12 protein-coding genes and 4 pseudogenes are annotated in these 20,098 nt (G+C 69.4%); 4 read left to right on the forward strand and 12 right to left on the reverse strand.

The genetic code is table 11. From position 1 onward, the window contains the following. Positions 1-826, forward strand: a pseudogene (locus tag ACFC79_RS33095) (hypothetical protein); the annotation flags it as partial. Positions 827-1,071: 245 nt separating this feature from the next. Here the strand turns inward: ACFC79_RS33095 and ACFC79_RS33100 are convergent. From ACFC79_RS33100 to ACFC79_RS33120, 5 genes and pseudogenes are all read right to left on the reverse strand, one after another. Beyond that, positions 1,072-1,577, reverse strand: a pseudogene (locus tag ACFC79_RS33100) (transposase); the annotation flags it as partial. An 85-nt stretch (positions 1,578-1,662) separates the two neighbouring features. After that, complete coding sequence (locus tag ACFC79_RS33105; protein ID WP_376248020.1) at positions 1,663-3,120, reverse strand: amino acid permease; 1,458 nt, start codon at positions 3,118-3,120, stop codon at positions 1,663-1,665. A 473-nt stretch (positions 3,121-3,593) separates the two neighbouring features. Beyond that, entirely contained in the window at positions 3,594-4,427 is an 834-nt protein-coding gene (locus tag ACFC79_RS33110; protein WP_376248023.1) for a M55 family metallopeptidase, read from the reverse strand. Further along, positions 4,424-5,797 (reverse strand): diaminopimelate decarboxylase, encoded by a 1,374-nt coding sequence (locus ACFC79_RS33115; protein WP_376248026.1) that lies wholly within the window; start codon positions 5,795-5,797, stop codon positions 4,424-4,426. The genes ACFC79_RS33110 and ACFC79_RS33115 overlap by 4 nt, the downstream gene beginning before the upstream one ends. Positions 5,798-6,133: 336 nt before the next feature. Next, positions 6,134-7,876, reverse strand: a complete 1,743-nt coding sequence (locus ACFC79_RS33120; protein ID WP_376248028.1) for a PucR family transcriptional regulator — start codon at positions 7,874-7,876, stop codon at positions 6,134-6,136. Positions 7,877-8,117: 241 nt separating this feature from the next. On the opposite strand from ACFC79_RS33120, the pseudogene ACFC79_RS33125 reads away from it, so the two are divergent. Further along, positions 8,118-9,408: pseudogene (locus ACFC79_RS33125) on the forward strand (IS256 family transposase). A gap of 676 nt (positions 9,409-10,084) precedes the next feature. Here the strand turns inward: ACFC79_RS33125 and ACFC79_RS33130 are convergent. Genes ACFC79_RS33130 through ACFC79_RS33150 form a run of 5 tightly spaced genes read right to left on the reverse strand, consistent with a single transcriptional unit; the run spans position 10,085 to position 16,913 of the window. Beyond that, complete coding sequence (locus ACFC79_RS33130; RefSeq protein ID WP_376248030.1) at positions 10,085-11,344, reverse strand: MFS transporter; 1,260 nt, start codon at positions 11,342-11,344, stop codon at positions 10,085-10,087. Beyond that, a complete protein-coding gene (locus tag ACFC79_RS33135) occupies positions 11,323-12,840 on the reverse strand; it encodes an aldehyde dehydrogenase family protein (RefSeq protein WP_376248033.1) in 1,518 nt (505 codons plus the stop codon). Before ACFC79_RS33135 ends, ACFC79_RS33130 begins: the two co-directional genes overlap by 22 nt. A 52-nt stretch (positions 12,841-12,892) precedes the next feature. Continuing rightward, a complete protein-coding gene (locus ACFC79_RS33140) occupies positions 12,893-13,921 on the reverse strand; it encodes an NAD(P)-dependent oxidoreductase (RefSeq protein WP_376248036.1) in 1,029 nt (342 codons plus the stop codon). Positions 13,922-13,949: 28 nt separating this feature from the next. Continuing rightward, positions 13,950-15,542, reverse strand: coding sequence for an FGGY family carbohydrate kinase (locus tag ACFC79_RS33145; RefSeq protein ID WP_376248039.1), 1,593 nt, complete (start codon positions 15,540-15,542; stop codon positions 13,950-13,952). Between the two features lie 36 nt (positions 15,543-15,578). Continuing rightward, the gene (locus tag ACFC79_RS33150; protein WP_376248042.1) at positions 15,579-16,913 is read right to left on the reverse strand and encodes an MFS transporter; all 1,335 of its coding nucleotides are present in this window, start codon (positions 16,911-16,913) and stop codon (positions 15,579-15,581) included. 527 nt (positions 16,914-17,440) lie between these two features. Between ACFC79_RS33150 and ACFC79_RS33155 the strand changes: the two genes are divergently transcribed. Together ACFC79_RS33155 and ACFC79_RS33160 are read left to right on the forward strand one after the other, a co-directional pair. Beyond that, positions 17,441-18,406 (forward strand): sugar-binding transcriptional regulator, encoded by a 966-nt coding sequence (locus ACFC79_RS33155; protein WP_376248045.1) that lies wholly within the window; start codon positions 17,441-17,443, stop codon positions 18,404-18,406. Between the two features lie 19 nt (positions 18,407-18,425). Further along, positions 18,426-19,061: a class II aldolase/adducin family protein gene (locus ACFC79_RS33160; protein WP_376248048.1), complete on the forward strand. Its 636-nt coding sequence runs from the start codon at positions 18,426-18,428 to the stop codon at positions 19,059-19,061. Between the two features lie 294 nt (positions 19,062-19,355). Here ACFC79_RS33160 and ACFC79_RS33165 read toward each other — a convergent pair. Then, positions 19,356-19,503: pseudogene (locus ACFC79_RS33165) on the reverse strand (DDE-type integrase/transposase/recombinase); the annotation flags it as partial. A gap of 12 nt (positions 19,504-19,515) precedes the next feature. Then, a complete protein-coding gene (locus ACFC79_RS33170; protein WP_376248051.1) occupies positions 19,516-19,824 on the reverse strand; it encodes a hypothetical protein in 309 nt (102 codons plus the stop codon). Positions 19,825-20,098: the final 274 nt, after the last annotated feature.

Consider the following 20,098-nt stretch of genomic DNA (forward strand, 5'->3'; position numbering starts at 1 on the left):
CTACAACAGTGACGTCAAGGCCTCGACCGGTACGGCTGAGGTCAAGGACGGCAAGCTCGTCTGGAAGGGCGACCTTCCGGTCGGCGGGAAGGCCACGATCACGTACTCCGTGACTGTCACCGGTGGCGGCGACAGCCGGCTGCACAACGTCGTCACCACCGACGACAAGTCCGGCACCTGCGACACGGAGAAGGGCTGCGAGACCGACCACGTCTACGGCTCGTACGTCTTCTCCAAGTCCTCCGACCCGAAGCCGGGTACGGCGGTGAAGAAGGGCGACAAGGTCACCTACACCGTCACCGTCGCCCAGAACGGTGCCGGTGACGTCAAGGACGCCACCATCACCGACGACCTGTCCAAGGTCCTGGACGACGCCGCTTACAACGACGATGCCAAGGCTTCGTCGGGCGACGTCTCGGTGTCCGACGGCAAGCTCGTCTGGAAGGGCAACCTCCCCGTCGGCGGCAAGGCCACCATCACGTACTCCGTGACCATCACCGGTGGCGGCGACGGCCGGCTGCACAACGTCGTCACCACCGACGACAAGTCCGGCACCTGCGACACCGAGAAGAGCTGCGAAACCGACCACACGGTGCCGCCGGGGAAGACTCCTCCGCCGTCCACCAACGTTCCCCCGTCCGGCAACACCCCGCCGTCCGGAAACGTCCCGCCCCCCAACAACCCCCAGCTCGCCCCGCAATCGTCCGGGATCCTCGCCCGCACCGGCGCCACCGTGCTCTTCGTGGCCGCGCTCGGAACGCTGCTCATCCTCGGCGGCCTCTCCCTCGCCGTCGCCTTCAGGAGGCGCCAACGCCACAACAACTGAGGTAACCGGACGTAACCGGACCTGAGAGGGGTGTCCGTGACAGCCAGTCACGGACACCCCTTCAAGGTTTCCCCACGCTACGTAGCACGGCCCGGTACACCCAGAGCCCGGCCCGCCTTGCACACAGCTCGTACGCGTGCCTTGACCAGCATTGCCAAGCGACGCGGCCATCCCAGCCCACCCCGAGGTCGACCGGTGAAGCTTCCCCTTGATCGTGGGTGTCCACGATCAAGGGGAAGCTTCAGCTCCGGGCTCCACCGCTCGTCAAGACCTGCCTGAACGGCAGCCCGCAACTCGGGGTTCTGGCTGATTTTCCGGGGCTTCGGGCGGGGGCGGCGGTCATCCGCGCGGGCCTGGGCGGCGAAGGGACGGTACTGGCCGTTGACGGGATGCCGGTTGCGGCGGATCTCCCGGCTGACGGTGGAGGGACTGCGGCCCAGTTCGGCGGCGATCGCGCGGACCGTCGCCTTCTCCAGGAGCCGGTCGGCGATGTAGATCCGGTCGGCTTCACGCAGGTACCGGGACGCACCAGAAGGCGGCACCACCGGTCTGGCCGGGGTGCCGCCTTCTGCCGGCCGGAGGGGTTCCGGCCGTTACGCCATCGCTTTCCCGTGCGGAGGTTGATCCCGACGACCCTGGCCGCCTCCGCGTAGCTCACGCCTTGCTGCACGAGCCGGAAGTACTCCTCCCGTTCACGGGTCAGTTTCCTGCGGCCCCGAGCCACCGTCCGGGTCTTGCGGATCTCGAACATCGCACCCCTTTGAGCTGGGGTGTTGCGACGATCGCTAGAACCCAAGGCACACCCGGGTCGGGGCCTTTGTCCGCGGACCGGGCCGTCAGCGGGCGGTCAGGGGGTCGGCCCCGGCACCGTCCGAGGGCGCGGCGGCAGTGCCGGAGTCGCCCGGCTCCGGCCGGCGGGTGCCGCGGGCTCTGCGGACCGCGTAGGCGAGTAGCACCACGACCAGGCTGCCGAGACTGGTGAACAACTGGGTGCGCTGGTCGCCGAGGACGGCCATGGCCACCAGCACGGCGGCGAAGCCGGCCATCACAACCCAGGTCAGGTAGGGGAAGAGCCACATGCGCAGGGTCAGCCGCTCGGGTGCCTCGCGCTCCATCCGGCGCCGCATCCGCAGCTGGGACGCGCCGATCATGAGGTACATGAAGATGGCGATGGCGCCCGAGGAGTTGACCAGGTAGCTGAACACGGTGTCCGGGGACAAATAAGCGAGCAGCACCGAGACCCAGCCCACCACGGTTCCGGCGAGGATCGCGCGGGTCGGCACGTTGCGCTTGTTCGTCGCCACGAGCCAGGCCGGCGCGTCGCCGTGCGTGGCGAGGGACCGGAGCATGCGCGAGGACACGTAGACCGAGGAGTTCAGCACGCTCAGCACTGCGGTGAGGATCACGACGTCCATCACGACGCCCGCGCCGGGCAGCCCGATGATGTTCCAGGCGGCGACGTAGGGGCTGGCCAGGACCTTGGCGCTGTTCCACGGCACGATCGTGACGACCAGCACGATCGAGCCGACGTAGAAGAGGATGATCCGCCAGATGATGCCGGTGGTGGCCCGGGCGACGGAGCGTTCCGGCTCCTTGCTCTCGGCGGCGGCGATGGTGACGATCTCGGCGCCGCCGAAGGCGAAGATGACCACGACGATCGCGGAGAAGATCGAGGTGAAGCCGTTCGGGGTGAAACCGCCTTGCGAGGTCAGGTTCGAGAAGTCGAACGAGGCACCGGGCCAGGCGCCGAAGACGTACAGCCCGCCGACGATCAGGAAGGCGACGATCGCGGCGACCTTGACCGAGGAGAACCAGAACTCGAACTCGCCGAACGACTTCACCGACAGCAAGTTGGTCGCGGTCATCACGATCATCAGGCCCATAGCCAGCACCCAGAGCGGCAGCCCGATCCAGGCGTGCAGGATCGCCGCTCCGGCGACGGCCTCCACGGCCACGATGATGACGTAGTAGTACCAGTACAGCCAGCCGATGGTGAAGCCCGCCCACGGCCCGATGGCGGTGCGGGCGTAGTCGGCGAACGAGCCCGAGGAGGGCTTCGCCACGACCATCTCGCCGAGCATGCGCATCGTGCACAGGACGAGCGCGCCCGCCAGACAGTACGACACGATCGCGGCGGGTCCGGCGGTCTTGATCACGGAGCCGCTGCCGACGAACAGACCGGCGCCGATCGCGCCGCCGATCGCGATCATCGACATGTGGCGGTTGCGCAATGAGCGGCTGAGCTCGGGTTGTTGCGGGCTCTGCGGCGCTCTTCGCGATGCGGGGGAAGTCATGGCAGCTCCAGTCCTGGGCAACGGGGTGTGGGGCGCGGAGGGTTCCCTCTCGTAGAGGGGGTGTCCGGCGGGGGAGCGGTCGCTCGGGGGCGTGGGCGTCGTTCGGGCGTACGCCCCGGAGATGCGGTCGGACCGCTCCCGGGGGAGCGCCTGGCCCGTGCCGCGTGAGGCTCTGGCCGCCGAACGGGCACGGGGATCGGGCGGTTCCGGCGGCCCGGTCGGGGCCGCCGGAGGCCTCATCGGTCCGGTGCGTTCGTGTGCCACCGGATTCGGCAGGTCTGTGACGTCCGGTCGGGTACGTCTGTCGCGACGTCCGGTCGGGTACGTCCGCGATGCCCGGGCGGGGACATCCGTGGGTGTCGGTGTCGGTGTCCGGGCGGGGACATCCGTGGGTGTCGGTGTCGGTGTCGGTGTCGGTGTCGGTGTCCGGTCCGGTACGTCCGTGCGTCGTCCGGCCGGGCACGTCTTCGCCGTCAGGTCCAGTCGCCCTCGCGGCCGCCGCCGATCACCCAGGTCAGCGCGCGGAAGCGACGCAGCGCCTCCCGGGCGTCGGGGGTCTCCATGCGTACGGTCCGGGGCCCGCCCGGTTCGACACCGGCCAGTGCACGGGCGCGCTCGGCCAGGTGCGGGCTGTCGACATCGACCTCGACCACGTGCGGTGCCGGTCGCGCGGTGGGGTGCGGCGGGGGCGAGGAAAGCGCCGCGGCGGCCTCCCGGCGGATGTCGGCGGAGGTGACGGCCGGTGTGTGGCAGATCGCGGCGTGCCGGGAGATCGCCGTCTTCACGGTGACGGTTCGGCAGCCGGGCGCGTACTGGGCGGCGTCGCGGCAGGTCAGGTCGTCGCCGGTGACCAGGACCACGGGGGTCCCGGCCTCTGCGGCGACCAGGGCGTTGAACCGCCCCTCGTCGACGGGTTCGCCGTCGATGCGCACGCCGAGGATGCTGTGCGAGAGGTAGGTGTGGGCGAGGACGCCCTGCTCACCCGCGCCGGTGTGGTAGCCGACGAACGCCACCGCGTCGACGCCGGTCTCCAGTCCCTGCATCATGCCCAGCGGCTTGTGCCGGCCGACGATCAGGACCGCGCGGGGGTCGAGCTCCTCGATGAGCACGTTGTCCATGCCGCAGTGCGCGTCGTTCACGACGATCTCGTCCGCGCCGGCGTCGGCGAACCCCGCGACGGCGGCGTTGACGTCCTGGGTGAGCAGTCGCCGGAAGCGCTCGTAGCGGGGCGTTCCCGCCTCGACGTCCGCCGGGGAGACCGTTCCGGTCGCCCCTTCCATGTCTGCGGATATCAGGACGCGTGTCACTCCGTCACCTCTTTCGACCGTTCCGCGGGGCTGCCCGAACGCAGCGCGACCAGGGCGTCCGCGTGCGAGAGACCGCTCTCCTCGACCACGCCGCGCACGCTCTGCGCCTCGCGTACGAGTGCGAACCGTACCTGTCCGTCAGAATCCATCCGATAACCGTACACAGCGGGGCGAGGTAGGGAGTTGTAGGAGAAGTGCGAGGAGAAGTAGTACGCCCCGGTGTCGTACAGCGCCACCACGTCCCCCGGTTCCACCGCCGGAAGTTCGCGCCCGGTCGCGGTCAGGTCGCCGGCGAAGCAGCACGGGCCCGCGATGTCGACGACCTCGGACGGGCCCCGCTTCGGGAGCCCCGCGGCGTCGAACACCCCGACGCGCAGCGGCCATGCTTCGGGCATGAAGACCGTGCGCGTCGCCACCTGGGCCCCGGCGTGCGTGACTGCGATCCGCCGTCCCCCGGCCGACTTGGTGTACTCGACGACCGTGGCGATGGTGCCGCTCTTGGCGAGCAGTGACCGGCCGAACTCGGTGACCAGGGCGTAGCGGCCGTCGAACAGCCCGGGGGCGGCGCTCCGGAGTTCGGCGACGTAGTCCGCGTACGTCGGCCGGTCGTCCTCGTCGTCGAAGTTGACGGGCAGGCCGCCGCCGATGTCGATGCCGGTGATCTGCGTGCGGCCGAGTTCCGCGTTGACACGCTCGGCGAGTTCGTACGCGGCCCGCACGCCCTTTGCGATGAGCGGCAGCGGACAGCCCTGGGAACCGACGTGGGCGTGCAGCCGGTTGAGCCACGGCCGCTGGGCGAAGGCCGCGACCACCGCGTCGACGGCTCCCGGGTCGTGCAGTGCGACGCCGAACTTCGAGGTCGCGGTCGCGGTGCTCATCGCACCGATAGCGCCCGCGCCCACCTGGGGGTTCACCCGCAGTCCGATGGGCCCGGAGGCTTTCCGGCCGGCCAGCAGGCGGTCGACCCGGGCCAGCTCCTGGAAGTTGTCCAGGTTGATCGCGATCCCGTGGGCCAGGGCGAACTCCAGCTCCTCGACCGTCTTCGCGGGACTGTCGAAGACCAGTTGGTCGTACGTGAACCCGGCGGCCAGGGCCTGCTCCAGCTCCCCCGGCGAGGCCACCTCGCAGCCCATGCCCGCGTCGGCGAGCAGCCGCAGCACCGGTACCAGGCCGCATGCCTTCGCCGCGAACGTGTGGTGCACCGCGGCCGGTCCCTCGAACGCCTCGTTCAGCGCCTCGACCGCGGCGAGCACGCCGTCGACGTCGAGCAGCCCGACGAGCAAGGACCGCGGGCCGAGCAGACCGTCCTCGACGGCGCGCGCCAGCGCGGCCTCACGGGCGGCGCGCCGGGGAGAAGAACCGGAAGTCACATGAACCACACTCCAGACGTCGGGCGTGCACGGCGCTCGTCGAGCCGTCGGCCGTTGTGTGCACAGCTTCGGCGTGCGGCACCTGTCACGTCTTCGTCCCGCTCGACCATGGATGGGCCGGATTCATGTCCCGAACGACAGGAAAACGATCATGATGTCCTCGGGCGGCGCGGAAGTAGTGGTGTGTACGAGGAGCGGGCGGGACCTTCAAGGCGCGCGCCCGGAACGAGGAGCGGGCAGGCCTTCACGGTGCGCGCCGGGAACGGGGCACGGGATCGGGGCACCAGAACGGGGCACGGGATCGGGGGCACGGGAACGGGGCACGGGATCGGGGCCTCACCGCGTGTGCCGGGCCAGCCGCAGCCCGATGTCCGCCAGGAGCCGCACGGTGGGGTCGTCGAGGTCGATGCCGAACAGCTCGTGGGCCCGCCGCAGCCGGTACCGCAAGGTGTTCGCGTGCACGTTCAGGCTCCGGGCGGCCAGGCTCGTGTCCCCGAACGTGTCCAGATAGGCGGCCACCGACGCACCGTACGCGGAACCGTGCGTCCGGTCGTGCTCGGTCATCGCGTGCACGGGCCCCGACAGGGTCTCCCAGAGCGGTCCGACCCGGTCGAGGATCTGGAGCAGCGCCGTCTCGGGCAGCACCTCCTCGAAAGCCGCCGCGGCCGACGCCGCCGTTGAGGCAGGAAGACGCCCGGCCCGTTCCCGGAGCACCCGCACCACCGACTCCGCCGCCTCGCGCGACGCGGGCAGGCCCGACAGGTCTCCGGCCACCGGACCGGCGCCCGCGAACACCACGCTGCGCGGGACCGAGCGCGCCGCAGCCAGCAGGGCCCGCGCCGGGTCGGTCTCGCCGTCGCCCGCCGGGACCAGGACGTACAGCCGCCGCCCCGACCGGGCGGCCACGCACCCGTCCCGGTAGGCCGCCGCCTGCAACGCGAGCACATCCAGCCCCCGCTGCTCGGCCGCGCTTCCCGGGACGCCAACGGCGGCGGCCCCGGTTCCCCGCGTCTCGTATGCCTCGCTCCCGGCCCGCGCCGGGTACGCCCCCGGTGCCTCCGCCGGGTACGCCTCAGCGACCACCACCGCGTAGGGCCGTCCCGGCACGATGCCGGCGTCGTGTGCGGCCCGCGCCGCGTCTTCGCGCCCCTCCAGCAGGGAGTGCACCGCCTCCTCCCGCGCCCGGGCCGCGGCCCGACCCCAGGTCTGGTGGTGCGACAGATGGGGCACGGCCGCCCGCGCCGCCGTGCGCAGCGCCGCCGCCGCGTCCTCGGCGAGCGGCCTGCCGTCCGCCGCCGCCCAGAGCGAGCCGAGGACCTCCGAGCCGTGGCGGACCGCGATGGCCAGCCGCTCGGCGTAACGGTCGTCGGCGGGCAGGCGCACCACGTCGTCGGTGCTCCACAGGGCCTGGAAGAAGCCGCTGGCCCGCAGTTCGTGGACGCGCCAGCGGGGAACCTGCTGGCCGAGGATGGTCAGCCGCCGCATCGGATCGGGTTCGTGGTCCATGCGCGAGTACGCGAGCACCCGGGACTGCGGGTCCTCGATCGTGATGGCGCCCCCGACCAGGTCCGCCACCGTGTTGGCCAGCCCCGGCAGATCGCCGAGCCGCAGCCCGCCGACCGCGTCCGTCCCGCCCGTCCCGGCCGGCCCGGCAGGCGCGCTGTGCGCCAGTGCGGTGCGCAGCCGACCGAGCACATCCGTCCAGCCCTGCTCCGGTCGTCGGGTCAGCAACGCGGTACGTCCGACGTCCGCAGCCTCCAGCAGTGCCGTCCGCGGCCCACGGGGCCCTCGCCGCAACACCACGGCCGCGGCCCCGGCCCGGTCGGCGCCGCGCAGTACGTCGACCGCCTCCGGCGAGGAGACCTCCGTGCCGACCACGAGCAGGATCAGCCCGGACGCCGCCCAGGTGCCGTCGTCCCGTTCCTCGGCGGGATCGTGCAGCACCACATCGGCCACCGGAACGCCCAGGCCGCGCGGCGCCACGACGACATCGAGCATGCCGGGAGCGATCAGCCCGAGGATGTGCCCCAGCGACGGCCCGCCGGCGAGCCCGTCCGTCTCATGCGTGTGTGGTGCCATGTGTCCATCATGGTCGGCCGCCCCGAGCACGGCGGGGACCCGCAGGCATTCCCGCCCGGCCCGGAGCCGTTCCGGCCGGTCGGGCCCGGCTCGAAGCTGTCCGGGCCGGGAGCCGCCCGGTTTCCCGTACGGCCCTGGCGCACGGCGCGGGGAGCGTACTGCTCTCACCCGGTCCGGCCCCGTACCCCGTCGAAGGGTCTGTACGGTCAACGGTGGTTCTTCGAACAGGAAGTGACACCTGATGACAGACGTGATCGTCTCGGCTGAGGCCGTGGAGGAAGTGGCTCCTGCCGGGGCGCCGGATGCGTTGGACGACCAGTTGATCAGCAGCTGGTGGACCGGGCGAAGGGCGAAGGCTGGTGGTATCCAGCTGACCGGCGAGGGAGGGCTGCTGCAGCAGCTGACGAAGAGGATCCTCGAGTCCGCCCTCGAAGGCGAGATCACCGACCATCTCGGGCACGAGAAGCACGAGCGGGCCGAGAGCGGCAATGTCCGCAACGGCACCCGCGCCAAGACCGTGACCACCGATGTCGGGCCGGTCGAGATCGAGGTGCCGCGGGATCGGGCAGGCTCGTTCGAACCGCAGATCGTCAAGAAGCGGCAGCGTCGGCTGAAGGCGCCGACGAGATGGTGCTCTCGCTGTCTGCTCGCGGCCTCACGCACGGCGAGATCTCGGCCCACCTCAAAGAGGTCTACGGCGCCGAGGTGTCCAAGACGACGATCTCCACGATCACCGACAAGGTGATCGACGGAATGCACGAATGGCAGAACCGCCCGCTCGACTCGGTCTACCCGGTCCTGTTCATCGACTGTGTGCACGTGAAGCTGAGGGACGGTCGAGTCGCGAACAGGCCGGTCTACGTCGTCCTCGCGGTCGCGGTCGAGGGCACCCGGGAGATCCTGGGCCTGTGGGCCGGCGACGGCGGCGAGGGCGCCAAGTACTGGCTCCAGGTGCTGACCGAGATCAAGAACAGGGGCGTGGACGACGCTGCATGGTCGTCTGCGACGGGCTGAAGGGCCTGCCGGACGCGATCGGGGCGGTCTGGCCCCAGGCAATCACACAGACCTGTGTCGTTCACCTGCTGCGGGCGTCGTTCCGTTACGCGGCCCGGCAGGACTGGGACAAGATCTCGAAGGCGCTCAAGCCTGTCTACACCGCCCCGACCCAGGACGTCGCGGAGGAGAAGTTCCTCGAATTCTGCGAGACGTGGGGCAAGAAGTACCCCGCGATCGTGCGGCTGCGGGAGAACGCCTGGGCCGCGTTCGTCCCGTTCCTTCAATTCGACACCGAGATAAGGCGAGTTGTGTGCACCACGAACGCCATCGAGTCGGTGAACGCGCGCATCCGCAAGGCCGTCCGGTCCCGCGGGCATTTCCCGAACGAGCAGGCAGCGATCAAGTGCGTCTACCTGGCCGTCATGAGCCTCGACCCGACCGGGCAGGGACGCAAACGCTGGTCACAGCGATGGAAGGCCGCCCTCAACGCCTTCGAGATCACATTCGACGGCCGGCTCTCCGCCGCCCGCCGCTGAACCCCTAACAACTCCAGAAACACCGTTCACCGGACAGACTCACGGTCGGACATTCGCTGCCTCATCGTGGTTGGCCACCGTGTCACCTCATCATCCGGCTGGCGACCCGCACGAACTCTTCAGGAGAAGCGATGACCTTGCGACTGTGACCAGTCCGGCAAGATCGCATCCAGGCACGGGCCACTCTGCGGCGTCGGGGCACCCCCCCAGACTCCCGCTCGGCCGTATCCGCCTGCACTGGGAGCCCGCCTCCCGAGCGGGCTGGGATGTCACCGCCCACCTCGGCCCGGCCACCACCGAGGTCCTCCTCGCCTCCTGGCCCGCCGCCCCCGACGACTGGCCGCGCCTGGTCCGCCCACCCTCCACGAGGTGACCGGCCTGTGCGCCGCCCTCGTGGTCGCCACCGTCGCCCTGGACCTCTCCAACCGCCTCGCCGAGGTCTGACCGCAACCGCAGAAGGCTGCCCCGCGCCGACCGGCAGGGGCGGTCTTGCCGTACGCCCGCCCATCCGGATCTTGCGTACGCTCATCACCGACGAACGAGGAGGACACGATGGCCGACGACCAGCAGCTCTGGGGATATCCGGAGGTCGCCGCCCACCTGGGCATCAGCGCCTCCGCCGTGGAACGGCGCGGTCCTGGCCGACGGCGGGGACGGCAAGACACCACACCGGGCCTCAACTGGTCCGGTCAAGCCTCTGCAGTCTCCGGAGACTCAAGGCACTGGCCAGTGGTCCGGGCGCCAGTGAGAGCAAGGCCCAGGGCCATCCGACGTGCGCGGCCAGGTGCGGCAGCAGGAGTACCGGTACCGCCGCGAGAGAGTATCCGAGCGCCATCTGCACGGTCAGGGCCGTCCCCACGGCGGTCGGGTCGGAGGAGTCAGCAAGCAACGCTGAGTACATCGGTGAATCCCCGATCACCGATGCCCCCCAAACGATCAACACCACCGCAGTCACTATGTCGGGAAGAAGTGGCAACGCTGGTGCGAGGAGGCAGCAACAGGCCGAGATGGTGACTACTACGGTCGTGACACGGACTCTGCCCCACCGATCGGCTGCGGAACCTGCGCCGAAGCAGCCGATGGCCCCGGCTACGCCGATCAGCAGGAACGGGCCCCATCCCGGGACACCGAGGACAGGGCCCCCCGAACCGGGCAACGCGGCGAGCAACGCGACCGACCATGTCCACAGGCCGTAGACCTCCCACATATGGCCCAGATAGGCCAAGGTGACGAGCCGCTGTCGCCTGTTGCGGAAGAGCTGCCAGGCGGCACCGATCCGTAGTGTGTCGGTCTCGCTCGTGTGCGGGCCGGTCCGAGTCGTCGTCGCCAGCCCGGCTGCCAGTGTCGCGGCAACCGCCGAGATGAGGAGGACACTTCGCCAGCCCGGCAACGGCAGCGTGCGGAGTGCGTGCGGAAGAGCGCTGCCCAACGTCAAGGAAGCCACGACCAGCGCGACTGCCGACCCGCGGCGGGCCAGGGTCCATGAGGCGACGGCCTTCATCCCCGGTGGATACACCGCCGCAAGAGCGATTCCCGTGAGGACGCGCAGAGCAAGGGTCGGCGCGAATCCGATGGGTAGAACCGCAGGCAGCGCTGTGCACGCGGCAGCGATCAGCGAGCCCAGCGGCAGGAGTACGCCCGGGCGTACCCGGTCGGCGACGCGCAGCAGCCCCAGTCCCAGCGCTCCGGCCGCGAACCCGAGCAGGACGCAGCTCGTCAGCCACGAGACTTCGCCTGAGTCGAGGTTCCAGTGCCGCGCCAGCTGCGGCGCCACCGCTGACGTCGCGTACCACGTGCTCAGTGCCAGCACCTGGACGAGCGCCCCGAGAGTGACGTTCAGTGCGACGGCTCCAGGGCGCAGCCGGTCGTCCATGAGGACCATGGCCGGCACCCGGGTCGACCGCACGTTGCCGCTCACATCGACAGGCTTGTCCATACCGTCTTCGTCTCGAGGTATGACTCGAGGTTCGCGTGGCCCATCTCACGGCCGTAGCCCGAGGTCTTGAATCCACCGAACGGTGCTGCGGCATCAGTGGCACCGTACATGTTGATGTAGACGGTGCCCGCCCTGAGGAGTTTCGCCAGGCGGTTCGCGCGGGCGATGTCACGTGTCCAGATGCCGGCCGCGAGACCGTAGGGTGAGTCGTTGCCGCGCGCCGCGATCTCCTCGAGGGAGTCGAAGGGCTGGGCCACGACGACGGGACCGAAGATCTCCTCGCGTACCGCTGCCATTGTGTCGTCGACATCGGTCAGAACGGTGGGACGCAGGAAGTATCCGTCCGCGTCGACGCCAGCCGGGGCTACTGCACCGGCGGCGGCAGTCGCGCCACCGGTGAGCGCGCCGTCGATGTAGCCGCGGACTCGGTCGAGCTGGGTTCGACTGATGAGCGGACCGAGGTCGGTGCTCGGATCGAGCCCCGGTCCGACGCGCATGCTGTCAGCCCGTTCGGACAGGGCGCCCACGACGTCGTCGAAGCGGGAGCGTTCGACGTAGAGGCGTGAACCGGCACTGCACGACTGGCCGGAGTTCGAGAAGATCGCCGATGCCGCGCCGGCCACTGCCTCCTCGACAGGAGAATCGGCGAAGATGATGTTCGGACTCTTCCCGCCGAGTTCCAGCGTCACTCGCTTGACCTGTGCGGCCGCCTTCTGCGCCAGGTGGATCCCGACACGGGTGGAACCCGTGAAGGCGATCTTGTCCACGAGTGGGTGTTCGACGAGTGCCTCGCCTGCTTCCGGTCCGTAGCCGGGGAGGATGTTGAGAACACCGTTGGGCAGTCCGGCCTCGAGGCCCAGTTGGCCCAGGCGGATCGCGACGAGCGGGGTGTTCTCGGCGGGCTTGAGGACGATCGCGCACCCGGCGGCCAAGGCGGGCGCGATCTTCCAAGCCGCCATGAGAAGAGGGAAGTTCCACGGAATGATCTGCGCGACGACACCAACGGGTTCCCGCTCGGTCCGCACCATGGTGTCGGGCACGGACACCGGAATGGTGTTTCCCTCGATCTTGCTGGGCCAGCCCGCGAAGTACGCGAAGTGCTTGATGGACAGTTCCACGTCGTTCTGGCGGGCGGAGCTGCGCACCTTACCGCCGTCGAGTGCCTCGAGGTCGGCGAGTTCTTCGGCGTGGGCCTCGATCAGAGCGGCGAAGCGCTCGATGATCCGGCCGCGGTCGAGGGCGGACATCCGTCGCCACGGCGAACCGTGTTCCATCGCCGCAGCCGCGGCCCGCACGGCACGGTCCACGTCGGTGACTCCTGCCGCGGCTGCGGTCGCGATCTGCCGGCCCGTGGCGGGGTTCAGTACGGGGATGGTGCCGCCCTTGTCAGCCGGTACCATCTCGCCGTTGATGAGGAGCCGCGGTGGGGCCTGGAGCAGAGCCGAAACGGCTGGGCTGAGGTCGGGTGTCGTACTGGCGTCTTCGATGACGCTCATGTCTGGCCCTCCTGAGGCATTGCGTTGCGGTAAGTGAGCGGGTGCGGGCGCCTCAGCGCGCGGTGGTCGGCTCGAGCACGGCGGGGTTGGCGATCGCGGGGGGCCGCTCACCCGCCACCCACGCGCGCAGGCCGCGTTCGGCGATCTTGGAGTGCTCGGTCACGACGTCGTCGGAGGCGCCGCCGATGTGAGGGGTGACGGTGACATTGTCGAGGCTGAGCAGCGGATGGTCGGCGGGGACCGGCTCGGTCCAGAACACGTCGAGCCCGGCTCCGGCGATCCGCCCCTCGGCGAGCGCGTTGACGAGCGCGTCCTCCTCCACCACCGCGGCGCGCCCTGCATTCACCAAGTAGGCATCCGGACGCATGAGCCGCAGCTCCCGGTCACCGATCAGCCCGATGGTGGACTCGGCCAGCGGGACGTGGACGGTGACGATGTCGGCCGTGGACAGCACCTCGTCGAGTTCGACGATGCGCGCCTGGTCGCCGAACGCGTCGGACGGGAGGAACGGGTCGTAGACGACGACATCCATGCCGAAGGCCCGGGCCCGCTGCATCATCCGGCGCCCGATGGCGCCACCACCGAGGATGCCGAGGGTGCGTCCGGACAGCCCGAGCCCACGAAAGGTCGAGTAGGGCTCGAACACGTCCTCGGACTTCCATGCACCGCTGCGCAGCCAGCGTTCGGCCCGGCCGGTGTGCCGAACGGTCATGAGAAGCAGTGTGAAGGCGAGATCCGCGGTGACGTCGGCATTGCGGGCCGGGGTAGTCAGGACGGCGATCTCGCGTGCAGTACACGCTTCCACGTCGACGTTGACCGGGTTTGCACGGCAGGACACGACGACCCGCAGCTCAGGTGCCTTGTCCAGGGTGGCTTCGTCGACGACGTCGACCTCGCACACGAGTGCGGTCGCGCGGGCGAGCTGCTCGTCGATTCCCCTGGTCGCCAGCGATGTGCCGGCCAGAGAGGGCTCGACGAGTTCGACGTCGAAGACGTCCTCGAGCAGCTCGGCTCGAGCTTGGTCGAAGGGCGCGGTGACCAGCAGGAGTGGGCGGGCGCTGTGGGTGGTCTGGTTCGACATGAATTTTCCTTGATTTCGTAGTCAGGGATCAGGTGGTGGTTACGTGGGGTGCGTCCGCGGAGAGGGCGGCCGTGGGTTCGGACGCGGGGCTCGCGTCGGCGGCGTGTGCGGCCGCCTGCACCGCCCGCAGGTCCGGCCAGTGGCGTCGCACGGCGTCGCGGACGTCGCGGAACACCTGGGCCTGGGCGTCGTGCAGGGCTCGCAGACGGGGATCTGCCTCGAAGATCTGAGCGTCGTCGCCGAACTGGGCCAGCGCGGCGGGAAGGTCGGGTGCCGCGCCGACAGCAACGAGGGCCAGCGCGCCCGCACCGCGGGCGCCGAGTTCGGCGAAAGTGGAGCGGACGATGCGGCGACCGGTCACGTCGGCGACGATCTGACAGACGACCGGCGATTGCGCCCCACCGCCGCAGAGCCGGACCGTCGCGTCAGCCTTGATGCCCAGTACGTCCATGCATTCGCCCAGGGACAGAGCAATGCCTTCGTAGACGGCGCGCAGCAGTTCTCCCGGGCTGGTGCGTACGGTGATGTTCAGCCATGCCGCCGAGGCCGCGGTGTCCACGAAAGGCGCTCGCTCACCGCTTACGCCCCCGTAGGGCAGGTAGAGCACCCCCCGGGCCCCGGCCGGAACGGCGTTGACGAGTTCTTCGATCTGTGACCATTCCAGCCCGGCCAGGCCTGTGGCCTCTCGCGCCCAGTCGAGGTTGGGGGTGCCGTTCATCGGGGCGAGGCACTCGATGACCTGAGTTCCCTGGCCCAGGTTGAGGGTGATGACCGGTACGTCGACGGGCGCGCTGACGCGCTCCTGTACGGCACCGACGAACGCGGTGGTGCCGAGGATCGCGTACGCCTCGCCCGGCCCGACGACTCCCAGGCCGACGCCGCCGGCCGGTGTGTCGACCAGGCCGGTCGCAACGGGCAGACCGACGGGCAGGCCGGTCTCTCGCGCTGCTTTCTCCGTCACTCGGCCGCATACCGCATCGGGTGGGAACAGGGGCGGCAACAACCGACGGAAACCGCCGTGGCCCAGGCCTTCGATGAGCTCCTCGGAGTAGCGCCCCGTGGCAACGTCCAGGTAGGTGCGCGAGGCCTCGGAAGCCTCCGTTCCCACAACTCCCGTGAGTTGGAAACGGATCCAGTCCTTGCAGTTGAGCTGCGTCGCCGCGCGGGTGAGGAGTCCGGGATCACTGTCCTGCAGTTCTTCCAGGAGAACGGGCAGGGCCCCCGGGAACAGGGCCGAACCCGTCGTGCAGCGGACCAGTTCCCCGCGCCCGTCGGCCTTCCATCGAGCCACCCGCTCGGCAGCTCTGCCGTCCAGCCACAGTACGGCTGGACCGGCGGGACGTCCGTCGGCGTCCACGAGCCACGCACCGTCGCCCTGGCCCGTCACGCTGAGCCCGAGCAGCTCGACATCGCCGGCTTCGGCCAGTGCCTCGCTGATTGTCTGCCCGACAGCGGACCAGACCTCGTCCATGTCCTGTTCGGCGTAGTGCGGTTGCGGCCGCCGGATACGGACCGTCGATCTGGCGGCCCCGAGCACGTCACCCGTCGTGCTGATGACGACGGACTTCACCGACGTCGTGCCGGCGTCGATGCCCAGCACGGCCTGGACTCGGCTTCTCATCGATACCTACTCTCCCCGTTCGGGTTCTCCAGCGGATCAGTCTGCGGTGGGTTGTTCAGAGATGACCCGAGTGGCCACCGGGGGAGCTGGATCGGCCTGTGGACCGTACCCCGGGGCTTCGACTCCCACCTCACGCAAGAGGAAGGTGAGGAAGATCCCGACGATGTAGAGCGCCGCGAGAATCCAGACAACCGGCCCGACACCCAGCGGCCCGACCAGCGCCGCCACGGCCGGGCCCCCGAAGTTGCTGAGGCCGGCACCGAGATTCAGGACCGCGACTGCGGCTGCCTTGTGCTGCGGAGCCAGGAGCGGGACGACGGCTGACAGCGGGACGTACATGCCCAGCGCGAGACCGTAGACGATGCCCAGGGCCATGACGACGACGTAGTTCGCACCGACCGCCTGCGGCAGGTAGTAGAACCCGAGAACGGTGATCGCTGTGGCAGCTCCGCCGCCCCAGGCGATGACATTGATGCGGCCGAACCGGTCGGAGGCGTAACCGGAGATGAGGTTCGCGGCCACGTTCGCCGCAAGCATGGTGCCCCAGATCGAGGACCACTGCGACTGGCTGAAGCCGACCGTCTTGACCATGTACACGTTGAGGAACACGGCGAACGAGTAGTACGAGATCGTGTTGATGAGGCGGACAGCGCCGCCGACACCGACCTTCGGGCGTTCCTTCATGATGGTGATGCCGCGCTTGAGCCCCTCGATGGTCTCCGCACGGGTGACTCTGCGCGCGCCGGCCCGGGACTTCACCAGCACTGCGATCATGAGGGCAGCGACCGCGACGAATACCAGCGACGACCACAGGGTGGCCAGTTCCCCCAGCGGTTCGACAGCGACGGCCACGAAGTACCCGCTGATGACCCCCAGGCCCATGGCGTTGAAGAACCAGTACCAGCCGACGGCTTTGCCCATGACCGCATCGGGCGTCTCCATGGTGACCCAGACAAGAAATCCGTAGGCGAAGAACGGGTAACCGATGGCACGAATCGCGTAGGTCGCGATCATCACCGGGTAGTTCTCCTGCATGACGCCGAGGGTCAGGAACGCGAGTTCCAGCACGATCCACAGGCACGCGCCGATGAGCATCACCCTTCGCGGGCCCCAGGCCTCGGCCAGTGCGCCGGCCAGCCAGGCGGCGACCGCCACGACGATGCCGTAAGCGCTGAACAGCCCTGCGACCTGACCACCACTGAACCCGCGTTCCTCCAGGTAGGTCGACAGGAAGCTGAGTTCGATCCCGTCGCCGACCATGAACAGCATGAGGGCGATGAAACCCCAGAGCAGGACCCGGGAGATTCCTTGGTTCGTAAGGGCATGCGTCCACCGGCTCTGCGGCTGCGCGACGCCGTCCTGCGTCGTCATAGACTCCTCCTTGAGCCTGAACATTTGTACACTCGGTGAACCGGTGCTCAAACATCATGACTCCGCCGCCTGTGCTGTCAAGGTGCTTCTTTCGCTTTCGTGATGCGAGCATGGTGACCGCCTGTCGGTATTTGGTGAGTATGTCCAAATTGCGAGTGGTGCTCCTTCGTTGCAGCCGGGTGCGAACGCTTACGGGCGGCAACCCGTACCGGCGAAGGGGCCGTGGATCGCGACCGGGAACGCCGCCCGGGGGTCGTGACGGCGCGCACCTCGGAGTCGACCGGCTTGCGCCGGCGCTCCGTCATCGCCCGTATTCATCGGCGCACCACCGGCGCCGGCGTCCGCGGAGCGCGGCTCCGCGGTACCGGTCTCGTGCATCGACGGGGCGGCTGGGTCGGGCAACTCTCCCGGCTTCGCGCAGAGCCTCCTGACTTGCGGCAGCAATGGCCCGTGCTCCGTCGAAGATCCGTCGGACAGCCTTGCGCTCCGCAGTGCGGCCGGGCATCATGGTGAACGGAGGTGCAGCCGTGCGAACAAATGCTCACGATCCGTTGCTCGGCAAGGCGGCCCGGCTCTACTACGACCACGGTCTCACCCAAGCCGAGATCGGCGAGCTTCTCAGCCTGTCCCGGGTGAAGGTGACCAGAGTCCTTGCCGAGGCCCGACGCGTCGGCATCGTTGAGATCACCGTTCACAGTGACGAGCGTCCCTTCGCCGACATCGAGGCAGCCCTCGTACGCCGGTTCGGCCTGCAGAGCGCATGGGTGTGCCCCAGCCTCGGGCCCGGTGAGGAGCGGTCACCTTCGTCGCTGGGCGTGACCGGGGCGGAGGCCCTCGCCTCGGTCCTCCCGCACGTCCAGCGAGTCGCGGTCGGCATGAGTACGGCTGTCGCGGCCAGCGTCGCCCATCTGCGTTATCAGTCCGACAGCGCCGTCGAGGTCGTGCCCTTGGCGGGAAGCCGCGGCGGGCGCTCCAGTGAAGCCAATCCACACGAGGTGGCTACCACTCTCGCCCGCGTCGTCGGCGGCACGGCATACCACCTGCCCGCCCCGCTACTGGCGACGGCCCCCGAGGCAGCCGCCGCCATCCGCGGGCTCGACGAGGTCCAGGGCACTCTCGATGCCGCAGCCGCAGCCGACGCTCTCGTTGTGGGCATCGGCAGCACGGCCCGCGTCGCCCAGGCTCTTCGCCGCTCGGTCACCGAGACCGAGTTCGCGACTCTCCGGGAGCTCGGCGCTGTCGGAGACGCCTCCGCCCGCTTCTTCGACGCGAACGGTGAAGCTGTCGACGGACCGATCGACAAGCGTGTCATCGGACTGACCTTGGAACACATGCGGGCGATCCCCACCCGAGTGGGGATCGCAGGCGGCATCGAGAAACACATTCCCTTGTTCACCGCGCTGGAGACGGGGCTCGTCAACATCGTGGTAACTGACATCGACAGCGCTCGCTCCCTCCTCACCCGCCCCGTCGCCAGACCCGTGACGGCCTGAAATACTCAGAGGAAACACGATGAAACACCCCACCACAGTCGAGGGCCTGTTCACCCAACTCGCAGAGGTAGGCCGTCTGGCCGTGGAACGCGGCTTCGTGCTGGCCAGCGGCGGCAACCTCTCCGCGCGCCTGCCCGGCAGCGACACCTTCGTCGTCACCGGCGCCGGCACCTGGCTGGACCGGCTCGGCAAGGACGACTTCACGAGCATGACCCTGGCCGGGGACGTCACAGGCGGGGCCGAACGCCCTTCCAGCGAATGGAAGCTGCACCAGCGCACCTACCAGGAGCGTCCGGACGTCAATGCCGTGATACACCTCCATCCCCAACACACCGTCCTTCTCGATGCCCTCGGTCACAAGATCCGGCTCGTGTCCCTCGACCACGCGTACTACGTGCGCTCCATCGGCACCGTCCCCTACAACCCCAACGGTTCGGACGAACTCGCGGACACCACCGCTGAGCAGGCGAAGACGCACAACTGCGTCATCCAGTCCCACCACGGCTGCTCCGCGCACGCCAAGGACATCGGCATGGCGTTCCGCCGCATCATGAACCTTGAGGAGGCCGCAACCGCGACCTACAGAGCTCTTACGCTGGGTGACCAGAAGACAACTTTCCCTCCAGAGAGTTTTTCGGCTCTGCACCACGCCTAAGCAGCGCCCCACGTTCCCCACGAGGTGCGTGCCGAGTACGACGGCAGCGCCAGTTCCTTCCAGCGGGTGCGGGCCCGCAGGACGCCGGCCGGCGTTGCCACGTTGTTGGGTGTGTGGGTGTCTGTTGGTGCGTCGAGGTGTGGTGGGGCCGGGTGTCGGCCTGGGCTCGGGCCGCGGTGGGTCGGCCGGTGACGCCGGTGATCTGCTCCCGGGTGGTGAAGCGGGTGGTCATTTCGGCTCGGTGTTCGGATGCGGTCATCAGGTGGTGTCGGGGCCGGACGTGGGGTGAGATGCCGCTGAACGCGGACAGGAACCGCTGGGCCCCGCCCACGCTGCGGAAGCCCTTCATGGCCCGTTCGCGTTGCCCCGTCGGCTGGTGACTGTTCTCTGCCCGGTTGTTCAATCCCTTGTGGGAGCGGTGCTCCACCGAGGGCATGACCTCAGGCCACCCGTTCTACATCACCACCCTGGTCTGAGCCTGATCGGCAGACTGCTGACCATGACAGCGCACGCAGGCAGAGGCGGCGATGTTCGCGTCCGGCACTCGCTCGTTGGCCGCCGCGATCAGCTTCGGCGCGCTCCAGCGCAGCTTCATGCCGCAGGCCGGGGCGTCGGGGGTGACGTCCAGGCGGCCGGTGTCCGCATCGAACGCCACGCCCCGGACGTGACCGGCGAGTTCGGGCGCGGCCGCGGCGAGGATGTCGTCCCAGCAGGCGAGGATGCCGCCGCCGGTCGGGGCGACGAGGCCGCGCTCGGTCATCATCCGGCTGATCGTGGCGCCGAGCCCGAGCGGCTCGCGTCGTCCCGTCGTACCACGGCGGTGCCGGTACGTCGCTTCGGCTTCTTGGTGGTCGCGCCGGCCGCGCCGCCCCGTCGCGATGTCCCAGCGCGTCGACGGCGCTCACCTTCCACCCGTCGGGCGTGCGGGACACGGTCATCCGCGTCGGCCCCGTCCGCCCGACCAAGCACGGGCTGCTGTCCTGTACTGCGCACCTTCCTTGAGGGCTATGTCGGGCCGTCTTTGATGGCGACGTTCA

The sequence above is a fragment of the Streptomyces sp. NPDC056061 genome (assembly GCF_042266885.1).
Classification (GTDB): Bacteria; Actinomycetota; Actinomycetes; order Streptomycetales; family Streptomycetaceae; genus Streptomyces.